Source organism: Microcoleus sp. B4-D4 (assembly GCF_036705185.1).
Classification (GTDB): Bacteria; Cyanobacteriota; Cyanobacteriia; order Cyanobacteriales; family Microcoleaceae; genus Microcoleus.
The window spans coordinates 278,757-303,704 of record NZ_JAUBTX010000001.1; the positions used below are offsets into that span (position 1 = coordinate 278,757).

The following is a 24,948-nucleotide window of genomic DNA, read 5'->3' on the forward strand; positions in this document are numbered from 1 at the left end:
CTCTGCGGTTCAATCACTCTTAATTCTATCTTAAATATCAAAACTGTTCTCCCTTCTCCAATCTATCCAGAAATTTCTCAGCAACTTCATACCATTTCCGCCTGATCGGTGCATCTTCGGGCTTTTCTGTCAATGTACGACCTTGTAATTCTGGATATTTATTGTAAAACAATTCATCTACTTTATTATAAAAAATATCCGGCTCGATGTTAAGATTTTTGCGGCGCTTGCCAATATTTTCTTGACGAGCGATGTCTGCATCTAAGGAGGGATCTGAAGAATGCGATCGGTCTGGAAATTTAGGAATTTCCGGTAATTTGGGGAGAGTCAAACCAGATTTTATCGCACTAAAAGCTAGAATTCCCGGTAATAAAACCACACTTAAACTCCCTAGAATTTTCCAAGGGATTAACTTGAATTTGCTGGTGTTGCTGTTGATAATTTGATTGTTTTGGACAACAGGAGTATTGTTGTTGGTGGCTGTTTGAGTGCTGTATTTGAAGGGGCGACCGACAAAGTTCATTGTCACCATTTGGGAGATTATGCTGCCAATTTGGGATAATTTTGGGTCTTTGAGTGCTTCGCGGACTTGTTTTGCGGACTGGTAGCGATCGCCCGGTTGTTCTGCTAGCATCTTATCCAACACGGTGCCGAGATTTTGACTGACTGTGACGTGCGATCGCCAATCCCAAGTTTTGTTATGGATATCGTACAATTTCTGAGGCTTTTTGCCACTTAGCAACACCAAAGCCGTGACTGCTAAAGCGTACAAATCGCTAGCGGGAGTAACTTTTCCCAGTCGCATTTGTTCGGCGGGCGAATAACCTTGTTTGCCGATCGCAGTATCCGATTGTCCGCTAAACTGAAATAGGGCGGTTGCTGCGATTTGCTTGACTGAACCGAAGTCAATTAAAAATGGCAGTTTATCAGCAGTGTGCTGGATGATGTTGTCGGGGGAAACATCGCGGTGAATTAAATTTTTGGAATGAATGTATTCTAAAACGGGTAAAATTTGAAATAGCAGTTGAGTAACTTCAGCTTCGGTAAAATTGTTACCTTGCTGTTGGCGAGATATAAGTATTTGTTCGTAGGTTTCGCCGGGGATGTAGTCTTGGACTAAAAATAATGATGGATTACCGCCCAAATCGGTGCGAAGCAGTTCTCGAAAGCGGGGAATTTGCGGGTGTTGGAGGTTGTAAAGCATATTCGCTTCGCGATCGAACAATTCGGCCGCTTTAGGGCTTTGAACAACCGGAGAAAATTCTTTGAGCACGCAGTTTTCGCCGTAGCGGTTGATATCTTCTGCGAGGTAAGTGCGCCCGAAGCCGCCGCGGCCCAATTCGCGGATGATGCGGTAGCGTTTTTCGAGGGTGGAACCAGGGGCGAGGAGAGATGAGTTAGACATAAACAACGGTAAATTGTTCGAGTTGAGGAGTCGCGGGGGACGGTATAGCTTATTGTAGCTAAGTTTTTTTGGCTGTGAGGGCGATCGATCGTTTGTTTTCAGGATAGATGAAGGAGAAGAGACATTTTGCTTAAGAGCGAGTATCTTGTTTTAAACTATTTAATGCTGAGATAATATTTTGAGCTAATTTTAAAGCATAGTTGACATCTTTTTGTAAATTAAATATAGTATCTGCATAATCAGCTTTATTTCTAAGCTCTCTTAATCTACTTAAATTTTCCCCCGTTTTTATCATTTCTTTGTTTTTAGATTTGTGAAAAATGAATTCCTCAGCTACATATTGATGCTCATTGATGTTTGAACTGTTTTTGCGAGATAGTCGGGGGTCTTTTTCAATATCGCGCAAGTAGTTTCGCGACAAGCAGAAAACTGCATAGTAAGCTCTACTTATAGCAGAACGTAATTTAGCTTCAACATCGTCTGAATCGCTCGACAAAGCCGCTAACTCGGTTGCTAAATTCAAATACTCAGACAAATCAAATTTCATTTGATTCCCATTCTAGATTAATATGCAGCTTATTGTTAGTCACAGAGCTTACAGCTTCTATCCACCAAGTCTCATCCAGAATCATTAATTTATCAAAAGCTTCATCGACTTCGAGTTTAGTATAGATATTAATCCAAAGAGTTTGACTTCCGGCTATTTCCGGGTCTGTTTTGACTTCTAATTCTAATCTTTCGCCAGGAAATAGGGTGGTAATTTGATCGTGAGCTTCAATAATTAAGGATGTAATTGTTTGTTGATCGATGATGAATTTAAAAGTTTCCCGTGAATCGGGGATGGTGTAGAGGGTTCTGATCAGATTAAATGAATTAATTAAATCATCAAAGGCTTTGCTCTTGACACCTGCATCTTGAGTAATGGTCATAAAGCTAGATGGGGAGAGGAGTTTGACTGTTTAAATTATAGTCGATATAAATTTTATGCGTTAAAACATCACTTGGGACAGTTTCAGGGCTTACACATGGGGCTAGAAACCCGGTTTCTACGAGTTTTGCGTTTGGTAACGAGAAATATAGAAAGAAACCGGGTTTCTGAAATCGCGAGTGCGATCGATAATTTGTGAATCGGCAAATCGCGATCGGGGCGATCGCACTATTGTATTTTTCCCAAGGTAATTCCTGCACTATCGATTCTCTTTTCTGAATGTTATAAATCTTTATACATCGCGTTTTTTTATTCCCAGTCTAGTTCAAATATACCATAAACCTTCTGCTTATAACGCTTCTCTGAATCCAGATTTACTAATTGCCAGTCGATGACCTCTCCATCTTCGTTTAAATACACCTCGGCACCACGTGGATATTCTTGCCCGTCGATCGTATGCACAGCAGACAGCACGATTACACTAAGTTTACCGTCGGGATACCGCCACACAACAAACTGCGAACTGCAAGGAAATCCTTCGATATATCTATCTGCGTCTAGTTTCTGGGAATACTCCAACAATTTGCCAGTTTCATCAAAAGTCAGACGGCTATCTAACGGGTACAAAACTCCATCTATTTGAATATCGCAAGCTAGCGAAGCATTCAGCAACTTACCATTTTCGTGCAAGTAGACTATACGGTCACCAGGACAAGGAATACCATCCAAAACAGTTGTCTGGGATAGCCAGCAGAGTTTAAGCCGTTCGGAAGGAAAAAAAACTAAACTACGATCGCCCAAACAGGGAATGCCCTGAATCACGGCATCGCTGGCAAGTGTAGCATCATGAACGGAGCCATTTGGGAAAAATTCAGCATCCTCATCTAGGAATTCTATACCATTTACTATCATTATCCCTGTCACCTTATAAAAAAAGTCAACTACTGACATACACCAACTCTAATCATCATCAGTGCGACTTTATACCACTGTTGGAAAAATCAGTCCTCCCTAATGGGATAAATTATTTTCTCAGTTTCAGAGCCATCTTCATTATCTGTTATAAAAGAATGAAACTCTACTATAGGGACATCATTTTCTTTTTGCAACCTCAAAATTTCCCAAACAGCAGGGTTATCTTGTACCTTAGTTGTGATGACCATCAGCCAATACAATTTTTCTAAACCTCGAACGAGTCGTTCAGCAATTGTATTTTCACCTTGATCCCAGAATGTAGTTGTAATTATTTTGGTGACACTTGCTTCATCATCAATTATCCTTAGTCTAGTATTTAGTACCTGTTTACGATCTACATTTAAGTAATCAATTACTTTATCGTATTTTGGGACACAATCCCATCTGATTTTCTCATCTAGATATAAATCAAAATAATTCTCAGGTGACATTTCAATAGTATGCCACTGAGTATCATTAATGAGCTTGTAGTCTATAAAAATAGAGACTGACATTAGTTAACTCCGTTTAATAAAGACGGAAGTCTTCACTACAAACGTCATAACAAATCCCGATGAGTAAATTCCCGAGCATCTTTCCCGACATAACTCGCAGCAATATGACCGTCTCCAACAACTCGATACTTATAGGTAATCAAACCCTCTAAACCAACAGGCCCGCGAGGTGGCATTTGCTGCGTGCTAATCCCCACTTCTGCACCGAAACCGTAGCGGAAACCGTCAGCAAATCGAGTCGAACAATTGTGATAAACTCCCGCCGCATCGACTGCATTTAAAAAAGTTTCGGCCGCTTCGCTGTCTTCGGTAACAATGACATCTGTATGTCTCGATCCGTAAGTATTGATGTGATTAATTGCCTCTTCCAAAGAATCTACTATTTTGATTGACAAAATCAAATCGCTGTATTCTGTAGACCAATCTATTTCTGTCGCTTCGGCAATATTTTCTAAGATGCGGCGAGTTAGTTCGTCTCCCCGCAATTCGACTTTTTTCTGCTGCAAAGCTTGGGCAACTGCGGGCAGGAAAATGGGGGCGATATCCTTGTGAACTAACATAGTTTCAATGGCATTGCAGGCGGCTGGATATTGAGTTTTGGCATCTACAGAAATCTCTACAGCTTTCTGAATATCCGCTGCTTTGTCTGCGTACAAATGACAAATCCCATCGGCGTGTCCCAACACGGGAATCCGGGTATTTTCCTGCACGAACCGCACGAAGGAATTAGAACCTCTGGGAATAATTAAATCTACGTATTCATCCATTTTCAGGAGTTCGATTGTTTCTTCCCGCGTGGTGAGCAACTGCACGGCTGCGGGATTAACCGCTGTTTCTGCTAATGCTTGATGGATGACTTTTGTCAAGATTTCGCAGGAACGGACTGCTTCTTTGCCGCCTTTGAGAATAACTCCGTTACCCGATTTGATTGCCAAGGATACTATCTGAATTAAGGCTTCTGGACGCGCTTCAAAAATAATGCCCAAAACACCCAAAGGACAGGTTACGCGCTTCAGAATTAATCCTGCATCTAATTCGCGGTGGATTTGCACGGCACCGATGGGATCGGGGAGTTTGGCAACGTCTCGCACGCCCGCGATCGCACTTTTCAACTTGCTCTCATCCAACTTCAGGCGATCGTACAGCGGTTTTGCAATTCCATCCGCCTGGGCCGCCTTGCAGTCAGCAGCATTCGCCGCTAGAATATCCGCAGCAGCAGCTTCTAAAGCTTTAGCAACAGCCTCAATCGCTTGATTTTTGAGATCGGCGGACAAAACTGCCAATTTTCTAGCAGATGCGCGGGTTTTTTGGGCAATTTCAATAATCGACATGGCAGTAAGTTTTAAATAGTTTTCGGTTTTGAGTTGAGAATTGAATCCCCACAAATAAATTTAGCAGGCGGTTTTCCATCTTAACAATGATCGAGTAAATTCTATATTTTTGTTGAGACTCCTAACAGCCCTCGGCAATTATAGGTTAAAACAGTGAAGTATAGATAAAATCCCGCCGAAATTTCCATTTGTCAATAACATTAGGAGATTATTATGCCATCTCAAGCTCCTTTACGCAAGGCAGGGCGATCGCCCAAAGCCGGCGTTAAACTTATACAGAAAACTGGCGGAAACCTCGTTTTAGCTTCCGGTGTCACGATCACCATGTTATTTGGTATGGTGTTGGCGCTATCGTTAGCCTCAGTTTTGATTCTCAACAGTCCCGATCCAGTCACCGGATTGGCGATCGCACTTCCGATTACCCTAATTTTTAACATAGCAGCTTTTTTTCTATCGCCTTACTTGATGGACTTAACCCAAAATTGGCTGTACAATACTCGCTGGGTTTCCCTAGCAGAAATTGAAAACCTCAGTCCCGAAACAGCGAAAGTTATTAAGAAGGTTTGCAAACAGAAAAAACTGACTCAGCCACGGTTAGGAATTATCGACGATCAAAACCCCACTGCTTTTACCTACGGTTCCTTTCCTAACAGCGCTCGCTTAGTCGTCAGTCAAGGTCTTTTCACCTATTTAGACGACGATGAAATTGCCACTGTTTACGCCCACGAACTCGGTCACATCGTCCACTGGGACTTTGCAGTAATGACTTTAGCTTCCACTTTGGTACAAATTACTTACTTAATTTACACAACAGCTCAAAGTCTCGGTCGTAAGGGCGGCGACAAAGCTAAAGATGCGGCGGGTACTGTAGCTGCAGTTGCTTATTTATTTTACATCGCCGGCACTTATTTATTGCTGTATTTGTCGCGGACGCGAGAATATTTTGCCGACCATTTTGCCGCCGAAACTACCGGAAATCCCAACGCTTTATCGCGCGCTTTGGTAAAAATTGCTTACGGTATTTTGGAAGAAGGACAAAGAGGAACGGAACCCAGCCGCTTGTTAGAAGGAACTCGCGCTTTAGGCATTTACGATGCCAAAGCTGCAACTTCTACTGGTACTGCTTACCGGATTGCGTCGGAACCCGAAAAAATTGGGCGAGTGTTTCTGTGGGATATGTTTAATCCTTGGGCTTGGTGGATGGAGTTGAATTCAACTCACCCGCTAACTGGTAAGCGAGTTCGCGCTTTGAGTAACTACGCAGAACAATTGGGTTTGAATATTGAGTTTGATATGGGCAGGATTGTTGGGGAAGGCCGCAATTTGAGCAAGCGGAAATTGTACGGCAATTTTGTGTTCGATTTGCTGCTGTACAGTGCGGAAACTCTGGGCTTGGCGGTGGGTTTTGCGATCGGCATTTCGCTGTCTGCTGCGAATCCGATGATGATAGTTGCTTGTCCTTTGATCGGTTTGGGTGCGGGAATTTTGCTCAAAGCTTTGGTAATGTTCCCCAATTACGCACAAGCAGAACAATTGGATGTTTTAACCTTAATGTCTGACCCCTATGCAAGTCCTTTGCGCGGTCAACCTGCGAAACTGCAAGGCGAATTAATTGGTCGCGGCGACGCGGGTTATGCGTTTGGTTCCGATCTAAAATTGCAAGACAAAACGGGAATGATTTATCTGCGCTATGCTTCTCGTTTTGGGCCGATTGGTAATTTTTTGTTTGGGATGAAACGGGTTAAAAGTTTGATTGGTATGGATGTTAGCGCTTTGGGTTGGTTCCGCCGAGGTGTCGCGCCTTGGATGGATTTGATTCGGGTTGAAAGCGATAGCGGTACGACGGTTAGCAGTTATCACCGTTTCTGGTCTTTTGTAATGGGGATTGGCGCGATCGCGATCGGTATTGCTTCTCTATTTGTCTCGTTTGCAGCTTAAAAATAGAAAGGATACTCCCAGACACGCAAACTCGATCTGTAGGGTGTGCAACGCGCACCTTACCATTGTTTTATTTGAAAGGTTGTAACCGGTTGCTGTCGAAGAGTCTGGGAACCCATCTAATATCAAATCCGGTAGCATCGGAATGATTCAGATATATATCCTCTCCCTCTGTGTACTCTGTGTACTCTGTGGTTAAATCATTCCGATGCAAGTGGAAACGATATAACGGCCGGAAAAATGATTGTTAGCTGGCGATTTTCTGTTTTTTTGAGGGGTAATTGACCAGATAAGCTGTTGTGCAAATAAACATTGTATATTTCGACGATCGATCAAAAATTTTCTCCCTCTCTCCCCCTCTCCCCCTCTCCCCCTCAATCACAATACAGAATCTAGATGCACAACAGCTTATGATATAGTTCTACTTTTGAGAATCAGCTATTCCGAATCTCAAATCTCAAATCTCAAATCTTAAATGGTATTAATAGCCCGCTTGCACAAGTTTCTGACGGCGACTGTGGATGAAAAATCCCGATCGCACACAATATTTTGGTTGACTCTTAGCTTGACATTTGCCGCAGTTTATGCTGTTTTAGGTATGCAGCAAGCATTCAGCGCCGAGTATGTGGTGCAAGACGATGCGAGGCAGCACGTTTTCTGGATGATGCGGTTTGTCGATCGACAATTATTCCCCAACGATTTCATCGCTAACTACTATCAATCAGTCGCCCCGGCAGGATACAGCACGCTCTACAAGATAGCAGCAACAATTGGCATTCACCCCCTATTATTGCACAAAATATTGCCGCTATTTCTCGGCTTAATCTCCACTTATTTCTGTTTTGGGCTTTGCCTAGAAATGCTGCCGGTGCCACTGACTGGATTTATCGCATCTTTGCTGTTAAATCAGCATATGTGGATGACTGACGATTTGGCTTCCACAACGCCAAGAGCTTTTGTCTACCCGATATTTATAGCTTTTTTATATTATTTGTCGCGCAGTTCGTTGCTGCCATGTTTGGGGGCGATCGCTCTAATCGGACTATTCTATCCTCCTTACGCCTTGGTTGCTGCCGGAATTTTAGTTTTGCGGCTGCTAGGCTGGGAAAACGGCCGTTTGCGCTTGTCGGGCGATCGCACAAATTACCTATTTTGCAGTACAGGTTTGGGAGTTATTTTTTTAGTAATGCTGCCCTATGCCTTAGATAAATCTGAATTTGGCCCCACTTATACCGCAGCAGAAGCGAAGCAAATGGCCGAATTTGCGCCCAAGGGTAGAAATGCTTTTTTTCGTCCCAATCCGGTAGATTTTTGGCTGACGGCTAGGGGTAGCGGGATGTTTCCCAAGTCGCTGTTTACGCCTGTAACTCACTGTGTCGGGCTGTTATTTCCGCTGCTGCTGTTTTGGCGATCGCGCTTTCCTTTAGCCAAACAGATTCAAAGCAAAATTTGGCTGTTGCTTCAGCTATTTTTAGCATCCTCGGCGATGTTTTTTGCGGCTCACGCTACCATTTTTAAGCTGTATCAACCAGGGCGCTATACGGCGTACAGCTTGCGATTTATTATTGTTTTGATAAGTGCGATCGCCCTAACGTTAATTATTGATGGAGTCGGTCATTGGGCATCGCAAACCGTAACAAAACTTGATTTGAAAAATCTAGTTGCACTAATTACAATAGCGATAATTGCTGTCGCAGTGGTGCTTTATCCTTGCTTCGTTGAAACATTTCCGACAGTCGGTTATGTAGAAGGTAAAATGCCGCCTTTGTACAACTTTTTTCAACAACAACCTAAAGATATCCTGATTGCTTCGATCGCGGCAGAGGCGGACAATTTGCCAACATTTAGCCAGCGTTCGGTTTTGGTGGCAAAGGAATATGCCGTGCCTTATCAAAAAGGCTACTACAGCAAATATCGGCAGCGAGTTAGAGATTTAATTCGCGCTCAGTACACTCCCGATCGAGCTGTATTGCAAAACTTCATTAATAGCTATGGAGTTGATTTTTGGATGCTCAATCGCAATGCGTTGACTCTTGAGTATTTAGAGGATTACGGCTGGCTCGATCAGTTTGATACTGCACAAGAGGCGATGCTTTCTCTCAAACAAGGAAAAATTCCCGCCTTAGCTTCAGCAATCACAAGTTGTGCTGTTTTTCAGAATGAAGTTGTAGTGGTTTTGGATGCGTCTTGTATTGTGAAATAGACCGGGAATTAAGGCGAGGCAGAGCCAAAGCATCTGCATTCCCAAGCAGAACCCGGGAACTCTAAAAAAAGTCAATCTCTTTTAGCTGAAGCGATCGCCAAACCAATTGTAAAACAAGTACAAGCCTACTACGAGGCTCAGTCCGAAAGGGGTTAATCTAGGTTCAGGTAGACCTCAAGTACATTTCACAACTAAAAGCAGACAAATGGAGAATCCTAAAATGAACGACTACGATACAGCTCGTCAGGTGGCTCAAGTTCTGTTGAAGGGTGAACAGACACCCACCAGACAAATCATTCAGGAAAAAGTCAAAATCGCCGTTGATTCAACCAGAACTAGCCAACAGGGCCGTACCGTTGAGGTAGATGAGGAAAAGCTCGTCCGGGAACTTGAAGGTATTTTTAACATCTGGATGGGTCTAGGTACTGTACTAGAAAATAAAGAGGGTCACATCCCTTGGTTGGCTGACCGCAACAGTGAAATCAATTGGGATTTCTGGAACCGTTATGAACGTTATTTAGAGGAAGACAAGGGCTGGGCACCAGCAACTACCAAAGGTTTAGATCAGTTGACAAGCTCTATTCTTGAACGCCTAGAGAACCCTTTGCGTTCAGGATCTTGGGATCGGAGAGGAATGGTTGTTGGACAGGTTCAGTCTGGAAAAACAGCAAACTATACTGGTCTGATCTGCAAGGCGGTTGATGCAGGATACAAACTGATTATTGTGCTTGCTGGTATGCAGGACAACTTGCGGAGCCAGACACAGCTACGTCTAGACGAAGGTTTTCTGGGATATGACTCACAAGTACATAGAGCTTCGGCTCAAGATAGTTCTTCCATTGGAGCGGGGCTAATTCCTGTTGGGAAGAGGCTGATTGCTGATTCAGCTACAAACAGTGCTAATAAAGGTGATTTTCATAAAAAAATAGCAGGTCAGTTTGGGGTATCGGCAGGGGGAGGAAATCCACTATTGTTTGTTGTTAAAAAGAATACAACTGTACTCAAAAATCTCCTACAGTGGGCTTTGCGTCATGGGGATAAAGATGAAAAATCAGGAAAAGGTATCGTTAGAGGAGTTCCGTTACTCGTCATTGATGACGAGGCAGACAATGCCTCGATCAACACAAATTTCCCACTCTTGGATGAAAATGGCAAAGTTGAGGAAGAGTATGATGTTTCAGCAATCAATGGATTAATTAGGAAGCTGCTTCATAGTTTTGAAAATAGTGCTTATGTGGGTTACACAGCAACACCATTTGCTAATATCTTCATACACCCAGATATAGATAAAAAAAATCCAGAATATGGAGACGATCTCTTTCCACGTAGTTTCATTATCAACCTACCTGCACCATCAAACTACATTGGCCCAGTGCAGATATTTGGACTGGACACCGAGCCGGCTATTGGTCGTGAAGCATCAAAAGCTTTGCCTATCATCAGACCATTAATATCTAAAAAAGAATTAGAAACCCTTGCCCGGTCTGGACAAAAACCTAATTTTCCGAGACATCTACTAGAAGACCAAAAAGAATGGATGCCCGACAAACACAAAAAAGACCATGTTCCTGGTGAACTTCCAGTGTCTGTAAAGGAGGCAATTAAGGCGTTTATTCTTTGTTGCGCTGCAAGAATTGTGCGAGGACAGGAGAACGAACACAACTCAATGCTAGTTCATGTCGCCCGTTTTACGGCTGTCCAATCCGAGGTAGCAAAGCAAGTCAAAGACGAGTTGACTTCCCTACAAAAAGGATTGCGACACAGCGATGGCAAAGTAACAGGGAAGCTAGAGGAAGAATTTGAGCAGTTATGGAAAGATGACTTTGTGCCAACGACTTCATCCATACTCTCATCTATAGCTGATCCAAAACTAACTTCAGTTTCTTGGCAAGAAGTCAAACTTTTACTGCACCGGGCTGCCTCTAAGATTCAGGTTAAGAAAATAAACGGCACAGCCAAAGATGTACTAGACTACTGGGAACACAAAGACAAAGGGTTAAGCGTTATTGCGATCGGCGGTGATAAATTGTCTCGTGGTCTGACTTTGGAAGGTCTAAGTGTCAGCTATTATCTCCGAGCATCAAAGATGTACGATACGCTGATGCAGATGGGTCGATGGTTTGGGTATAGACCGGGATATCTCGACCTTTGCCGATTGTACACAACTGATGAGTTGATAGAATGGTACGAACATATCACTATTGCCAGTGAGGAACTCCGGCAGGAGTTTGACTATATGGCTGATGCCGGAGCGAAACCTGATGAATTCGGTCTAAAAGTTCGCACACACCCGCAGGGTTTGGTAATTACTGGGGCTAACAAGATGAAGACCGGCACTGTCATGCGGCTGTCCTACACCAGAACCCTCAGCCAGACCACAATTTTACACAAAGATGAGAATATAAATCTGAAAAATCTTGAGGTCACAGAAGAACTACTGAGAAGCCAAGGCTCATATACCAGAGCAGAAAAGAATAACTATATCTGGGAGCAGGTTCCTCCAGAAAAAGTCATTGATTTTCTGTCAGGTTATCAGTCTCACGATAATTGTAAACTGGCAAATACTTCACTCCTTGTCAAATACATCCAGGCTCAACTCCCCAATGAACTCGTCTTATGGACAGTTGTTTTAATATCAAGTAATCGAGCCAAAAATAAGAGAACTATTGCCGGAAATGAGGTTGGTTTAACTTTTCGTAAGGATGACTCTCCTGAATCTTCTCACGAATATCGGTTCAGCAATTCTCGTCTCCTGATTCCAACCGATGAATGGCTCGATCTCTCTCAAGAAACTCGTGATGAAATTCTTGAAATCACTAAGAAGATGCGAGAAGAGGCTGGTAAACCACCAAGTTCTAGTAATACGCCTGATGGAAAAGTTTTGCGTTCCAAGCGTTCCCCAATAAACGGCTTACTGCTGCTTTATCCACTAGATCCAGAAGTAATCAATTCTGAAATTGCTGTCATCGGTTTTGTGATCAGTTTTCCCGATAGTAAGACAGCTCAGATGGTCGAATATAAGGTTAATAATGTGTACTGGAAAGAGGAATTTGGTCAGCCATGACAGTGCAAACTACCTGGAAACTACTGGAAGAGGATACTGCAAATGTAACCTCTGGCTATATAACCCGCCGCCTATTGCCAGAGGTTACATACGATGTTTATCTCGCTATTGAAAGACCTTCTAATGCGCGTTTGCTGATGATGCGGGTGAATCAAAAATCAATCGCGAAAGCCACTGTTTTTCCGAATTCCAACTGCTTTGAGGTTAGGCGTGTAGTCTTGCAAGGTGATGAGGATTCCCATGCCACCCTGCAACTGGTACTTATTAACTCGCGTTACAGCGATATCTTTACAACATTAGTACAGGATATTGTTGATGCAATTGCCCCGATTGCGGATGAGCAAAACGCTGTAGTGGCATTCTTTACCCGTCTGCGGCGATGGCAAGCATTCTTAGAAAAACATAACGCCGAAGGACTGAGCCAAGCGGAACAGCAAGGATTATATGGTGAACTCTGGTTTCTGCGGCATATTGTCATTCCTCAACTGGGCTCTCGCCAAGGAGTCAAATGCTGGACAGGTGCAAAAGGAACTCAACAAGATTTCCAGTTTCAACACTGTGCTGTTGAAGTCAAAACTACTGTAGCCAAACAGCATCAGAAACTAGCGATATCCAGCGAACGGCAACTAGATGATACTGGCACTGGCACACTGATTTTACTGCACCTATCCCTTGATGCCAGACAAGAACGAGGTGAATCTCTACCGAAGATTGTCGCCAGTCTTAGATCGCTTCTCGAAAACGATCATATAGCCAAGGAACAATTAGAAATACTCCTTTTTGAAGTTGGCTATCTGGATATACATACTCCCCACTATGAACAAATTGGCTATACCCCACGAGAAGTTAACTATTTCAAAGTCGAGGGAGATTTTCCCAGAATTATTGAAGCGGATCTGCGAAATGGCGTTGGCGATGTTCGCTACACCATCAGCGTTGCCGAGTGCCGACGCTTTTCAATACCAGAATTAGATGTAATTTCTCTAATCGGGGGTAGCTAGGAGTGAACCAGCCAAATTAATACCGAATCTGCTGCTAATCCCATTTGCTGCCCTTCAGGGCTATCTTTCAAAATTAAGACTCGCGTCGATCCTGTTCTATTCAAAAACGAGAAAAACTGTTCGGATTCCTCACCTACAATTGCTGCACGGATCTTCTGTAGGGGCGATCGCCCAATGCGCTATAATTCCCATAGCAGATAATGGTGCGGCTCAATGACACAAGTTCTCGATCGCGAAATTCTCGATGGACGAGTGGTGCTCAATGGCACATGGGAACAATTCAAGCTAATCCAGAAGGGTTCGGAAAACTCTCCCGGTGTAAAGTTGTCTTTTTTTGCAGGTGCAATCGAAATTCTAATGCCGGGATTCCAACACGAAAATTTTTCGGAAATTATTGGTTACTTGGTGACAACTTTTTTGCTAGCGCAAGGCATTAGGTTTTACCCTTCTGGTTCCATGACGCAGGAGAAAATCGGAGAAGCTTCAACTCAAGCAGACAAATCGTTTTGTTTGGGGGAACCTAAGTTGATTCCCGACTTGTCGATCGAGGTGGTTTATACTAGCGGTGGATTGAGCAAGTTGCCAAAATATAGAGCTTTGGGCGTGCCAGAAATCTGGTTTTGGGAAGATGGCACGCTGCGGATTTATCACCTCCGGGAAGATGGCTACGAGGAAGTAATTGGGAGTCAACTCTCAGGATTGGAAACGCTGGATATCGATTTGCTAAGACGCTGCATTTTAATGGGTGAAACTGATTTGGCTGAAGCGGTTAAGGTTTTTGGGCAGGGAATCTCGACTGTCTGCGATTGAAATAGAAGATGCAGATACTTGACTTGTTTAAAAAATCGGGTATTTGCTGTTGCTGGTAACGATAAATATAGTTCTTTGTAGGGTCAATCCCCCTGTGGTTGTCTTCCCCTGTGGTTGTCTTCCCGATCGAGCTAAATATAGATCCGGGGTCAGCTTAGTAGAGAATGAAAAGTACACAAAGACCCGATCGCAAATTTATTTCTTGGACAAAAACATGGCAACAGTTTACGTCAACCCGCAAACAGGTAGTGATGGAGCCGCCGGCAGCCAATCGGCGCCCTTGAAAACGATCGCCCGCGCGATCGCCCGCGCTGCATCGGGAACAATTATTCAGCTAGCACCGGGAACTTACAGCGCAGCCAGCGGCGAAAAATTCCCCTTGGAAATTCCCTCTGGAGTCAAAGTTATCGGTAGCGAAACTAACAAAGGAAGCGGCACTCTGATTCAAGGAAGCGGCAAATTTGTCAGTCCCACCGCAGCCAGTCAAAATATCACAATATTGCTAGCAACCGATGCCGAATTGCGCGGCGTAACAGTCACTAATTTGGAGAGTCGCGGCACCGGAGTCTGGATTGAGTCAACTTCTCCCACAGTGGCTAACTGCACTTTCACGCTTTGCAAGCGCGAAGGTGTTTTTATCACAGGTTCGGCAAATCCTGCGATTCTAGACAACAAATTTGTACAAAACTCGGCGGCTGGCGTAATTGCGGCGGAAACGGCTAAAGGCGTACTGCGGCGCAATGTTTTTCAAAATACCGGTTTCGGCATTTCTCTGCAAGATAAATCTGCTCCTTTGATTGTTGATAACCAAATTTTGGAAAATCGCTCCGGTATTGTTTTATCAGGGGAATCTAAGCCGGTTGTGCGGAAGAATCGCATTGAAAAAAATACCGAAGACGGTTTGACTGCTGTGGGGAAATCGCTGCCAGATATCGGTACGGCTCAAGATTTGGGGGGCAATATTTTTCGGGATAACGGCGAATTTGACTTGCAAAACGCGACTGGGGTAAAGATTTCTGCCTTGGGAAATCAGCTCAATCCGGCGCGGGTGAAAGGTTTATTTGATTTGGGTAATGTAACGCCGACTCCGACACCATCTCCGACTCCCACTCCGACTCCTGGCGGGGTAAAATTTAGCGACACCAGCACCCACTGGGCTAAGGATTTTATCGATCGCCTCGCTAAGATGAATATTGTCAGCGGGTTTCCCAACGGCACTTTTAAACCTGACGAGAGTTTAACTAGAGCTCAGTATGCGGCTTTGCTGGCGAAGGCGTTTGAGTTGGCACCGCGCCGTGAAGCGACGGTTTTTAAGGATGTGGCGGCGGATTTTTGGGCGTATGGGGCGATCGTCAAAGCGAATCGAGGTGGGTTTTTGGCTGGATATCCCGATCTCACCTTTCGCCCGGAGCAAAATTTGACCAGATCTCAGGCGATCGTCTCTTTAGTAAACGGCTTGCAGTTGACTGGCGGCAATCCCAATTCTTTGAGCGTTTATGCCGATCGAGCATTGATTCCCAGTTTTGCCACCGACGAGATAGCCACCGCCACAGAGCGCAAAATGGTAGTCAACTATCCCGCCCGCGACAAGCTTTCCCCCGCCCGCGACATCACCCGCGGCGAGATATCCGCGCTGGTTTACCAAACCCTGGTAGCCACAAACCGGGCTGAGGCAATTAACTCTCCCTACATCGTCTAAGGCGATTGGGATTACCCGAATCGTCTGATGATTGTCGAACTCAACATTGCGAGCCCTTTTTTAAAGGCTCGCAATGTACTAAAGTGAAAAGTTAAGAAATTAAGTAATCCTTAAGGTTCGACTGTGAAATTATGGCTAAAATTCAATTTTCCCGTGGTATTGACGAAGATGTGCTGCCAGAAGTTCGCCTAACCCGTTCTAAAAGCGGAGCTCAAGGTACGGCCACATTTATCTTTGCAAATCCCAAGGCTCTCAGCAGCACCAGTACCCAAGAGATTACTGGAATGTACATGATCGACGAAGAAGGCGAAATCATGACTCGCGAGGTTAATGCTAAGTTCGTAAATGGTCAGCCTGCGGGTTTAGAAGCTCTTTATCTGATGAGAAGTGCTGAAGAATGGGAGCGTTTTATGCGTTTCATGGAACGCTACTCCGCAGCAAACGGCTTAGCATTTAGCAAGGCATAATGGGTAGTTGGTGATTGGTGATTGGCAGAGTGCCCGTTGCCAGTTGCCGATTACTTAGAACCAGAAACTATGACGCAAATTCCTCACCCAGATTTATCAAAAATAGTGGTAAATTGTGCGATTACTACTATTAGCGATACGCGCTCTGCTGACACAGATAATAGCGGCTTGTTAACGAAGAAGCTGCTCAAAGATGCAGGGCACTCAGTGGTAGCTTACACTGTTGTTAAAGATGATGCGGCAAAAATTGTCTTGCAAATGCAGGCGTTTTCCCAACGCGAAGATGTGGACGCAATCATTTTTAACGGCGGCACAGGAATCGCTCCCCGCGATACGACTTACGATGTGATGGAGAGTTTGCTAGACAGGATTTTACCGGGATTTGGGGAGATATTTCGGTTTTTGAGCTACCAAGAAATTGGTTCGAGGGCGATCGCCTCTCGCGCAGTTGCAGGCGTGTATCAAGGTAAATTAGTCTTTTCTCTTCCGGGCTCTAGCAATGGTGTGAAACTAGCTGTGGAAAAGCTGATTTTACCGGAATTAGTTCACTTGGTGACGCAGTTGCGCGGAGGCTGAGGACGAAAGTTCGGGCGATCGACTGACAATCAAGCATTTTGGTTGCAAGCCCTCCGATGCCTCCGCAGAGCGAGAAAAAAGCTTTGAATCCTCATCGCAAGTTCCCGGGTCGATCGGTGAGGTCGCTTTCTTCAATCTATTCAATCTCTTCAATCTAAAATCTAAAATCTAAAATCTAAAATCGACTGACTGCATTCACCGCAAGAAACGGGTGGCTTTGAGCGTACTCTATGGCTAAAGTGAGGAAACATCAAAATTCCCTTGACTTAGACTAGATGATTTCGATGAAAAATGCGAGTGTCTGTGCTAGCGAAGATTATCACCGGATTGCTCGGGCGATCGCCTTTATGCGACAAAACCACCTAAACCAGCCCAATCTGGCAACTGTGGCCCAACACATAGGACTTAGTGAATATCATTTTCAACGGCTATTTACTCAATGGGTAGGCATTAGCCCCAAGCGGTTTTTGCAATATCTGACAGTTGAATATGCCAAGTCAAAAATCGCTCAGACGAAAAGCCTTCTAGACCTAACATTGGACGTGAGGCTATCGAGTCCCGGACGATTGCACGATTTATTTGTGAACTTAGAAGCAATGTCACCAGGGGAGTTCAAAGCAGGCGGAGCAGGTTTGCAAATTCGTTATGGTATTCATGATACCCCCTTTGGCAAATCTCTAATTGCTACAACTACTCGCGGTATTTGTAATCTTTATTTCTTGGATACAGCAGACGAACAAACTGCCGAACAAAGACTGCGATTAACATGGAAAAACGCTGAAATTATTTGCGATGAGGAAGCAACTGAATCATGGCGCGACCTGATTTTTAAGTCAGAAACTCTCAGCGAGCAAAAACCACTAACGCTGTTGGTAAAAGGCACTAACTTTCAGATTCAAGTTTGGCGAGCACTTTTGAAATTGCCGTTTGGGGCGATCGCAACTTATCAAACTATAGCTCAAATGGTAGCACGCCCAACTGCTGCTAGAGCTGTCGGAAATGCGATCGGTAAAAATCCGATCGGCTATCTAATTCCGTGTCACCGAGTCATTCGAGAATCTGGAGAAGTCGGTGGTTATGCCTGGGGAGTAGAGCGTAAAACAGTCATGTTAGGCTGGGAAGCTAGCCGTACAATCTGCGGAACTACCCTCGCAGGAATAGAGCGCTCTAACGGTGTCAATCACCCGCAGCAGACTACCTCCGCTCCTAACACATAACATCTGTGCGATCGCGCGCGGGAGTTGTTGTGCTGCGTCGCCTAAAAACTTTTAAGAACCTCATTTCCTTGGCTAATTCAAGGGCTGCGATTGTCTGTTCCCGAGTGACACTAGGAAAATGATCTAGAAATACATCTAATGAATCACCAGCCTCAAGATAATCAAGTAGGGTTATCATTGGCACGCGAGTTCCAACAAAAACAGGGGTTCCCCCCAGAATATCGGGGTCGCTATGAACAACACGGGATGTTAATGTCATAACAAATTCAGCCAACAGGCTACCAGTTTTTACAGCAATTGTATCTTAAATTCATTTAATTTTCTTGAGCATAATGCCAAACCAAACATCGCCAACACTTTTACCCGTTTAGGCGGGGAAGCTAGCCGTACAATCTGCGATCGATCCCGATCGCATTACTATTGTTGCTACTTGCCTTTGACATCGATCGCAGATTAATTTCAGGTGCAAGGTCGATCGATATAAACTAGAAGTATTGTGTATCGCTAATTTTTGCAATGATATTGCCCACCGGATCTCGTTCTCCCGCCCTGTTCCAAACTCTTTCGCTGGTAGCCGATCCGATCGCATTTTTCGACCGCAACCAAGCCAAATACGGCGATACATTTACCGCCCGCGTACTGGGGCCCGCTTCGCCCCCCGTCGTGTTCCTGGGCAATCCAGAAGCCGTTCAGGCAGTGTTTACCACCTTGGCCGATGCCTTTGAATTTGGCAAAGTCACCAACGTATTTCGCCCGCTGGTGGGAACAGAATCGCTAATTATGAACGAAGGGGCGCGACACCTGCGACAGCGACAGCTATTAATGCCGGCGCTGCATCGAGAACAGTTGCACAGTCAAGGGCACTTGATTGTGGATTTGACGCGAAAGCAAACACAGAATTGGAAAGCCCAAGATGCGATCGCCGTGCGGCAAGAAATGTCAGAAATTTCGCTGCAAGTAATCCTGCAAGTCGTCTTCGGATTGGTGCCTGGAGAGCGCTACGAACAGCTCAAACACTTGCTCAGCGAACTTTTAGAAGCAATTACCTCTGAGCTGTACTCAATCCAATTTTTCTTTGAACCGCTGCAGCAAAATTTGGGTTCTTGGAGTCCGTGGGGGCAGTTTTTGCAGCAAATGGCGCAGATTGACTCGCTGATTTATGCAGAAATTGCCGAAAGGCGATCGCACCCTCTCGATGCGTCTCGCACGGATATTTTGTCAGTGTTGATGATGGCGCGCGACGAAGCAGGCGAATCCATTGGCGATCGAGAATTGCGCGATCAGTTGATGACGCTGTTGCTGTTGGGACACGAAACCACCGGATCTGCCTTGACTTGGGCGTTTTACTGGCTGCATCAGTTTCCCGAATCTCTCGCGAAGTTGCGCCGCGAGTTGGATGAATTGGGAGAAAATCCCGATCCCGTCGCACTTTCGCAGTCGCCCTACTTAACAGCAGTCTGCAAGGAAGCGCTGCGGGTTTATCCAATTGCCTTAATTTCGCAGCCGCGCAAGGTGAAAAGGGCGATCGAACTTCAAGGCTATACATATCAACCGGGAACCATTTTAATTCCCTGCGTGTATTTGGCGCACCGCCGCCCTGAAACCTACGAAAATCCGGCTTTATTCAATCCCGATCGCTTTTTAGATCGCAAGTTTTCCGCGTCTGAATATTTACCGTTTGGAGGCGGGAGTCGAAGCTGTATCGGGATGGCGCTATCGATGTTTGAGATGAAGCTGGTGTTAGCAACAGTGTTGTCGGCGCGCGAATTTGTCTCAAATCTCGATCGGCCAATTCGTCCCGCCCGCCGGGGAATCACCTTTGTACCGCCCGATCGGTTTCGATTAACCGTTGTGGGCGATCGGCATTAGATTCACTTCAGTAAAACGCCGTGTCAAGCAATATACAGCGTATTCCAGGTTTATCAAGTACACCCACAAACCGGGTTTCTTTACAATTCTCGCCTATAAACTAATTCTGTTCAATAGACCCGGTTTCTCGCTCTCTACATCTACATGGAATATGCTGTATATTATTCGATGAAAATCCCAGCAACTTTGTCTCCATTCATAGTCATGTGGGCCACAAATTCATCTCCACCATCTTCAAAACTCAGCTTCCACAAATAAATCGGATAATTACCTTGTTTTATCTCACCAAAATAATTAATTGAATATCCCTTTTCCAGGCGTGAAGCGAGCTGATCGCTAACATCGTCAAACATTTTTTGTGTAATGCTCGTTTTGTAGCCTGAATCACCGACTGTGGTAAAAAGCTCGTAATTTTTCGATGCCGTGGCATCCAAAATAACCTGCAAACAATCGAGGACTTTTTGAGAGGGGGCTGTCGGGTTCATGAAGATGTCCTTCTTTTAGGGTTCGATCGAAATCTTCTAGCCTGTTGTCTAAGGCTTAATTGTACCGCTATTGCGATCGAATCCAGTTTTGGAGCGTCATTAACCGCCAACACCATCCGCTTAGCTCAGCCGCTACGATCGCTTTTTCCTTCTCCCAGATCCAGCCCTGTTAGTAGATTGGAGCGATTTTTGCTTTTGCGATCATTTTAGGCTTGACATTTGTAACCTCATAGGTTACATTGGTAAAGTAATCTTAAAGGTTACAAAAACTTTTAATTAATATATATAAGTGCTATGAACTGGATATTCAGCCTTGATTGAAGGATTGTTTCACATGATACAAACTTTTAAAAATAAAGCATTAGAAAGATTATTAAGGGAAGGTAATGCAAAAGGAATTCCTAAAGAACTTGAAAAAAGGACAAGAGCAAGACTTGAAGTAATAGATACAGCAATAATTATAGATGATATTAGAATACCAGGCTATGATTTACACGAGCTTAAAGGTGATAGACAGGGAACTTGGTCAATAAAGGTATCAGGTAACTGGCGTATAACTTTTACATTTCAGGATAACAACGCATACGATATAGCTCTCGAAGATTATCACTAGCCCATAAAACAAAATCTAAAAATTTAACTTAAACCGAAAGGAGAGTTGCATGAAAGACATACAAAACATTATTCAAGGGAGGAAAGTCAGACCTGTACATCCGGGCGAGGTCATTTCAGATGTGCTTGAAGATATTGAAATGACTCAAACCAGGTTTGCTGAGATACTGGGTGTATCCCGCCGTAGTGTCAACGAAATTGTTTTAGGTCAAAGACCAATTACAGTAGATATGGCAATTCGGATTGGGAAAGCATTGGGGAATGGCCCTCAACTGTGGCTAAATCTTCAGCAAAAAGTTGATATCTGGGATGCAGTGCAAAAACACAGTGAAGAGTACGAAAAAGTATCTACGGTAGCATAGCGCGATATGTTAATCTCAGATTTAAAAAGTCCGGCGGTTGAAACCGATCCTATACAAATGAAGTCCCAGCAGAGAGGGACTAATAGATAGTTGATGACACTTGAAAAATGTCATCAACTACCAAGATTTTCCAACATCAAACCGAACTATCTACTGCTTCAGCAACAATAGTCCGGTGTCGGACTGTATTGCAAGTGATTGTCGGCATTCCAAAACCAGAATCAACCAAAGCCTGCTCAATATCCAACCCAAAATACTGATCCAAATAAGGCTCCGTACTCTTGAGCAAAGTCAAAATATAAGGAGGCATTTTAGCATAAACTTCCGACTGAGGATTCATATCCATAATTGTCAAATGTCCGCCAACACGCAGCAAACGCCTCGCTTCCCTAAATATTTCCTTCGCAGCTTTCTGCGGCAACTCGTGACAAACCAGACAAATAGAAACTAAATCAAAAGCAGCCGCAGGTAAACCAGTAGATTCAGCAGCAGCGTGCACCCAAGTCGGAGATTTTTGATTTAAAGATTCAGATTTTCTTTGTTGAGAACGGTATTGAGCAACTGCTAAAAAATAAGGGGACAAATCAACACCGACAATCTTTGCTTCCGGGTAAACCTCCCCAAGCGCAAAGGTACTCATTCCTACGCTGCATCCCAAATCGACAATATCTTGCGGTGTTTTGGCAATTTGAGATTTAACGATTTCGTGATAGCTGGCGCGGAGTTTAGCATCGCCTTCTGCACCAGCTTCTGGCCAAATTCCCGCATGAACTGCACGGGCTGCAACTTCAACTTCTGTGGCAGCTTCCCAACTCATATTACCTTTTTCGTAGGCGTGAAATGAAGTTAGATAATATTTCGGGTAAACAAGATCGGGATTTTCTACGCTGAGCAATTCTGCATCCCAATTCCTGGCTAAAAGTGCTTGGGCTTCCTGCCGCCAATGCACTCCGATTTTTTCGGCTCTTCCAATCATCATTTCCCGCGCTTGGTGTTTGGCTAGAGCGGCCAAAGGTTTGATGGAGAGTACGCCATTTACTAAACGCGATGCTAATCCCGGAGTTTTGTTAACTGCAACAGTCATATTTTATGTTTTTCTATTTAGCGCTATCAATTTTAACATATCTACACGATTTTAGTCGGTATGTATAATGAAACTTAACTTTTTTTAAATGAACTGCAGAGACCGCAGAGAACGCAGAGTTAGAGAGGAGATAAAAAACAGGAGTAGTGCAAAACTGGCTCTCGCTGTTTAATTGTTATTGGCACTTGTCTACTTAATTCTGCGGATTTTACCGGAAATCTGGAATCGGATTTATGGAAGTTGGAGTATTTGGAAGAACACTTTTAAATCTGGCTATTCAGGAGTTTGTGATGAGCAAGTATATTGTGGAATTGGTTGACAATTTGCCGTCTTCTGGGATTACTGTGATGATGCTCAAATCCCTGGATTTTGTGGTTCCCGGCGAGTGGAACAATCTCACGGGTTTTGATAATACTATTCGATCGCTCACGGGGGAAACAGATGGCGCATTAGTCCAAAAAATTCGCAGCAGGGCGATCGAGCTTTACGCCAACTCCAACGAGCCCTATCAAGGCGCAGTCAAGCTTTACCAGCTTGCAGACAGCGCCGACAGTGCCTTGGGCGCAACCGCTATGGCAAATAAAATCGGCGAAAAAATCGGCTTTCTCTCGTTTCTGAGCCGCCTCACTCCCAAGGCTGACACCACTCAAACGATCGACTTATGCGTCAAAGTGACGATCGAACTCATAGTCTTTTGCAAGCTTAACAATATTTCCCTTAACAACGCGGGAAGCTTTTCCAATTACTTATCACAATACAAAGACGAATCTCTAATGCGGATGGCTGCATTAGTATGCGCTGACGGTTTAATTCCCCTCGGCCCGGACTTCATTCGAGTAGCGCAAAATACCCTAGGCGGATTAAATCCTTCAACCTTGCAGCAAAACTCAACATTTCAAAATATCAGCAACCTAATTCCCGGCGCAAATAATTCACAAAAGTTCGGATTTGTGACAACAACTTTCGCATCAGCGCAAGGTTGGATGAACAATTTAGTACAGTCTCGCGGCTTAACTCCCGCCCTAGTTTTAGGCAATCTCAAGCAATACATTGATATTACCGATGACAAATTGGATTATGTCGCCGCGTTTTTAGACATGACTACCAATTATTACGAACATACGGGAATTCAGACGGTTGCTCGCCAATTGATCGATCGAGCTTATGCCGAAATAGCCTCTGACAGATACTAGAAAAGTCGTTCCCAGGTGAGGGAAAAGAGCGAGGCAGAGCCTCTAAATATGCGTTCCCAGGCAGAGCCTGGGGACGAGGGAAACCATTGCTTACTTTGCCTTCTTCCTTCTTCCTTCTTCCTTCTTCCTTCGGCTGTGAGTTAAAATAAGCAGATTATGTTTAGCAAACCTCTTTTAATCGCATTGTGAAAAACAAATCGCTCCCTTCATCAGTAACAGTCAAGCTTGGCAAATTTGTCTGGACATCAATGTGGCAATTAATGATGTCAAAACTAGCGCCGCCCGATCGCACCGGAGCATACATTCGCCCCAGCAGCAGTTTCCGCAATTTTGTCTCGACAGCGCCAGAAAACCCTTATGGGCCCGCCACGGCACGATACCGCCTGTTTGTGGGTAAAGGGTGCCCTTGGGCGCACCGCACTCTGGTGACGAGAGCACTTAAAGGGCTGGAAGATGCGATATCGGTGTCTGTTGTCTATCCTTCGGAAGGGGGGATGTGGGTGCTGGAGTCGGAGACTTTTGGCTGCAATACGATGCCACAAATTTACCAGTTGGCATCACCGGGCTATCAGGGGCGGTGTACGGTGCCGGTGTTGTGGGATGACTCGAAAAAGGCGATCGTCAATAACGAGAGTTCGGAAATTATTGTGATGCTAAACTCGGAGTTTAACGAGTTTGCTAGCAATCCTCAAATCGATCTTTATCCTGTGGATTTGCGATCGCAAATTGACGAGTGGAATGAGAAGATTTACCAATCGGTGAATAACGGCGTTTATCGCTGCGGTTTCGCCCAATCTCAAGCTGCTTATGACTCGGCTTGCAGTGAATTGTTTGCTGTTTTAGACGAGATAGATCGATCGCTCTCGATGAATCGTTATCTTTGCGGCGATCGGGTGACTTTAGCAGACGTGCGGCTTTTTACTACTCTATTCCGTTTTGATGCCGTTTACTACAGCTTATTCAAATGCAATGTGCGCCGCATTCAAGATTACGAGCATTTGGGAGCTTATCTGCGCGATTTGTATCAGTTGCCGGGTGTTGCGGGTACTTGCGATTTGGAGGCTGTAAAACGCGATTATTACGGCAATTTGTTTCCGTTGAATCCAGGCTGCATTATCCCCGCTGGGCCCGATGTGGGGATTTTGCTCAAATCGCACGATCGCGCGGGTATCAAAAACCCGGTTTAGCTCGTTCCCAGGCTCTGCCTGGTAACGCATTCCCAGAGGCTGGGCCTC

23 protein-coding genes are annotated in these 24,948 nt (G+C 44.5%); 14 read left to right on the forward strand and 9 right to left on the reverse strand.

Going from position 1 to position 24,948, the window contains the following annotated elements:
* Positions 1-37: 37 nt before the first annotated feature.
* The 6 genes from QUB13_RS01105 to QUB13_RS01130 all read right to left on the reverse strand — a co-directional run bounded on the left by QUB13_RS01105 (position 38) and on the right by QUB13_RS01130 (position 5,133).
* Entirely contained in the window at positions 38-1,405 is a 1,368-nt protein-coding gene (locus QUB13_RS01105; RefSeq protein WP_333377948.1) for a serine/threonine-protein kinase, read from the reverse strand.
* A 130-nt stretch (positions 1,406-1,535) separates the two neighbouring features.
* Positions 1,536-1,952 carry a HEPN domain-containing protein gene (locus QUB13_RS01110; protein WP_333092855.1) on the reverse strand — a complete coding sequence of 139 codons (417 nt, stop codon included), beginning with the start codon at positions 1,950-1,952 and terminating at the stop codon, positions 1,536-1,538.
* Complete coding sequence (locus tag QUB13_RS01115) at positions 1,942-2,334, reverse strand: peptidase (protein WP_194070715.1); 393 nt, start codon at positions 2,332-2,334, stop codon at positions 1,942-1,944. Before QUB13_RS01115 ends, QUB13_RS01110 begins: the two co-directional genes overlap by 11 nt.
* A 308-nt stretch (positions 2,335-2,642) precedes the next feature.
* Positions 2,643-3,284 (reverse strand): hypothetical protein, encoded by a 642-nt coding sequence (locus tag QUB13_RS01120; protein ID WP_333377953.1) that lies wholly within the window; start codon positions 3,282-3,284, stop codon positions 2,643-2,645.
* A 50-nt stretch (positions 3,285-3,334) separates the two neighbouring features.
* The gene (locus QUB13_RS01125; protein ID WP_333377956.1) at positions 3,335-3,802 is read right to left on the reverse strand and encodes a hypothetical protein; all 468 of its coding nucleotides are present in this window, start codon (positions 3,800-3,802) and stop codon (positions 3,335-3,337) included.
* A gap of 44 nt (positions 3,803-3,846) precedes the next feature.
* Positions 3,847-5,133, reverse strand: a complete 1,287-nt coding sequence (locus QUB13_RS01130; protein ID WP_333377959.1) for a glutamate-5-semialdehyde dehydrogenase — start codon at positions 5,131-5,133, stop codon at positions 3,847-3,849.
* Between the two features lie 213 nt (positions 5,134-5,346).
* On the opposite strand from QUB13_RS01130, the gene QUB13_RS01135 reads away from it, so the two are divergent.
* The 9 genes from QUB13_RS01135 to QUB13_RS01175 all read left to right on the forward strand — a co-directional run bounded on the left by QUB13_RS01135 (position 5,347) and on the right by QUB13_RS01175 (position 18,108).
* Entirely contained in the window at positions 5,347-7,071 is a 1,725-nt protein-coding gene (locus tag QUB13_RS01135) for a zinc metalloprotease HtpX (RefSeq protein WP_333377962.1), read from the forward strand.
* A 475-nt stretch (positions 7,072-7,546) separates the two neighbouring features.
* On the forward strand, positions 7,547-9,274 hold the full coding sequence (locus QUB13_RS01140; RefSeq protein WP_333377964.1) for a hypothetical protein: 1,728 nt from the start codon (positions 7,547-7,549) through the stop codon (positions 9,272-9,274).
* A 220-nt stretch (positions 9,275-9,494) separates the two neighbouring features.
* Positions 9,495-12,338 carry a Z1 domain-containing protein gene (locus QUB13_RS01145; protein WP_333377967.1) on the forward strand — a complete coding sequence of 948 codons (2,844 nt, stop codon included), beginning with the start codon at positions 9,495-9,497 and terminating at the stop codon, positions 12,336-12,338.
* Complete coding sequence (locus QUB13_RS01150) at positions 12,335-13,339, forward strand: PD-(D/E)XK motif protein (protein ID WP_333377970.1); 1,005 nt, start codon at positions 12,335-12,337, stop codon at positions 13,337-13,339. The genes QUB13_RS01145 and QUB13_RS01150 overlap by 4 nt, the downstream gene beginning before the upstream one ends.
* Positions 13,340-13,552: 213 nt before the next feature.
* A complete protein-coding gene (locus tag QUB13_RS01155) occupies positions 13,553-14,149 on the forward strand; it encodes a Uma2 family endonuclease (protein WP_333377973.1) in 597 nt (198 codons plus the stop codon).
* A gap of 214 nt (positions 14,150-14,363) precedes the next feature.
* Entirely contained in the window at positions 14,364-15,848 is a 1,485-nt protein-coding gene (locus tag QUB13_RS01160) for a DUF1565 domain-containing protein (RefSeq protein WP_333377976.1), read from the forward strand.
* A gap of 131 nt (positions 15,849-15,979) precedes the next feature.
* Positions 15,980-16,315 carry a photosystem II reaction center protein Psb28 gene (psb28, locus tag QUB13_RS01165; protein ID WP_333092860.1) on the forward strand — a complete coding sequence of 112 codons (336 nt, stop codon included), beginning with the start codon at positions 15,980-15,982 and terminating at the stop codon, positions 16,313-16,315.
* Between the two features lie 69 nt (positions 16,316-16,384).
* Positions 16,385-16,891 carry a MogA/MoaB family molybdenum cofactor biosynthesis protein gene (locus QUB13_RS01170; RefSeq protein WP_194066283.1) on the forward strand — a complete coding sequence of 169 codons (507 nt, stop codon included), beginning with the start codon at positions 16,385-16,387 and terminating at the stop codon, positions 16,889-16,891.
* A gap of 284 nt (positions 16,892-17,175) precedes the next feature.
* Positions 17,176-18,108, forward strand: coding sequence for a bifunctional helix-turn-helix domain-containing protein/methylated-DNA--[protein]-cysteine S-methyltransferase (locus tag QUB13_RS01175; protein WP_333377979.1), 933 nt, complete (start codon positions 17,176-17,178; stop codon positions 18,106-18,108).
* Here the strand turns inward: QUB13_RS01175 and QUB13_RS01180 are convergent.
* A complete protein-coding gene (locus QUB13_RS01180; RefSeq protein WP_333377982.1) occupies positions 18,098-18,367 on the reverse strand; it encodes a DUF433 domain-containing protein in 270 nt (89 codons plus the stop codon). The genes QUB13_RS01175 and QUB13_RS01180 overlap by 11 nt on opposite strands.
* A 257-nt stretch (positions 18,368-18,624) precedes the next feature.
* On the opposite strand from QUB13_RS01180, the gene QUB13_RS01185 reads away from it, so the two are divergent.
* Positions 18,625-19,977, forward strand: coding sequence for a cytochrome P450 (locus QUB13_RS01185; RefSeq protein WP_333377985.1), 1,353 nt, complete (start codon positions 18,625-18,627; stop codon positions 19,975-19,977).
* Positions 19,978-20,138: 161 nt separating this feature from the next.
* On the opposite strand, the gene QUB13_RS01190 is transcribed toward QUB13_RS01185, so the two are convergent.
* Entirely contained in the window at positions 20,139-20,462 is a 324-nt protein-coding gene (locus QUB13_RS01190; protein WP_194066278.1) for a hypothetical protein, read from the reverse strand.
* Positions 20,463-20,796: 334 nt separating this feature from the next.
* On the opposite strand from QUB13_RS01190, the gene QUB13_RS01195 reads away from it, so the two are divergent.
* Together QUB13_RS01195 and QUB13_RS01200 are read left to right on the forward strand one after the other, a co-directional pair.
* Positions 20,797-21,075, forward strand: a complete 279-nt coding sequence (locus QUB13_RS01195; protein WP_333377989.1) for a type II toxin-antitoxin system RelE/ParE family toxin — start codon at positions 20,797-20,799, stop codon at positions 21,073-21,075.
* A gap of 49 nt (positions 21,076-21,124) precedes the next feature.
* Positions 21,125-21,436 (forward strand): HigA family addiction module antitoxin, encoded by a 312-nt coding sequence (locus QUB13_RS01200; protein WP_333026536.1) that lies wholly within the window; start codon positions 21,125-21,127, stop codon positions 21,434-21,436.
* A gap of 136 nt (positions 21,437-21,572) precedes the next feature.
* Here the strand turns inward: QUB13_RS01200 and QUB13_RS01205 are convergent, their stop codons facing one another.
* Positions 21,573-22,520, reverse strand: a complete 948-nt coding sequence (locus QUB13_RS01205) for a class I SAM-dependent methyltransferase (protein ID WP_333377993.1) — start codon at positions 22,518-22,520, stop codon at positions 21,573-21,575.
* A gap of 290 nt (positions 22,521-22,810) precedes the next feature.
* Here QUB13_RS01205 and QUB13_RS01210 point away from each other — a divergent pair, with 290 nt between their 5' ends.
* Both QUB13_RS01210 and QUB13_RS01215 read left to right on the forward strand, forming a co-directional pair.
* The gene (locus QUB13_RS01210; protein WP_333378235.1) at positions 22,811-23,713 is read left to right on the forward strand and encodes a hypothetical protein; all 903 of its coding nucleotides are present in this window, start codon (positions 22,811-22,813) and stop codon (positions 23,711-23,713) included.
* Between the two features lie 248 nt (positions 23,714-23,961).
* A complete protein-coding gene (locus tag QUB13_RS01215) occupies positions 23,962-24,900 on the forward strand; it encodes a glutathione S-transferase family protein (protein WP_333377996.1) in 939 nt (312 codons plus the stop codon).
* The last annotated feature ends 48 nt before the right edge of the window (positions 24,901-24,948 follow it).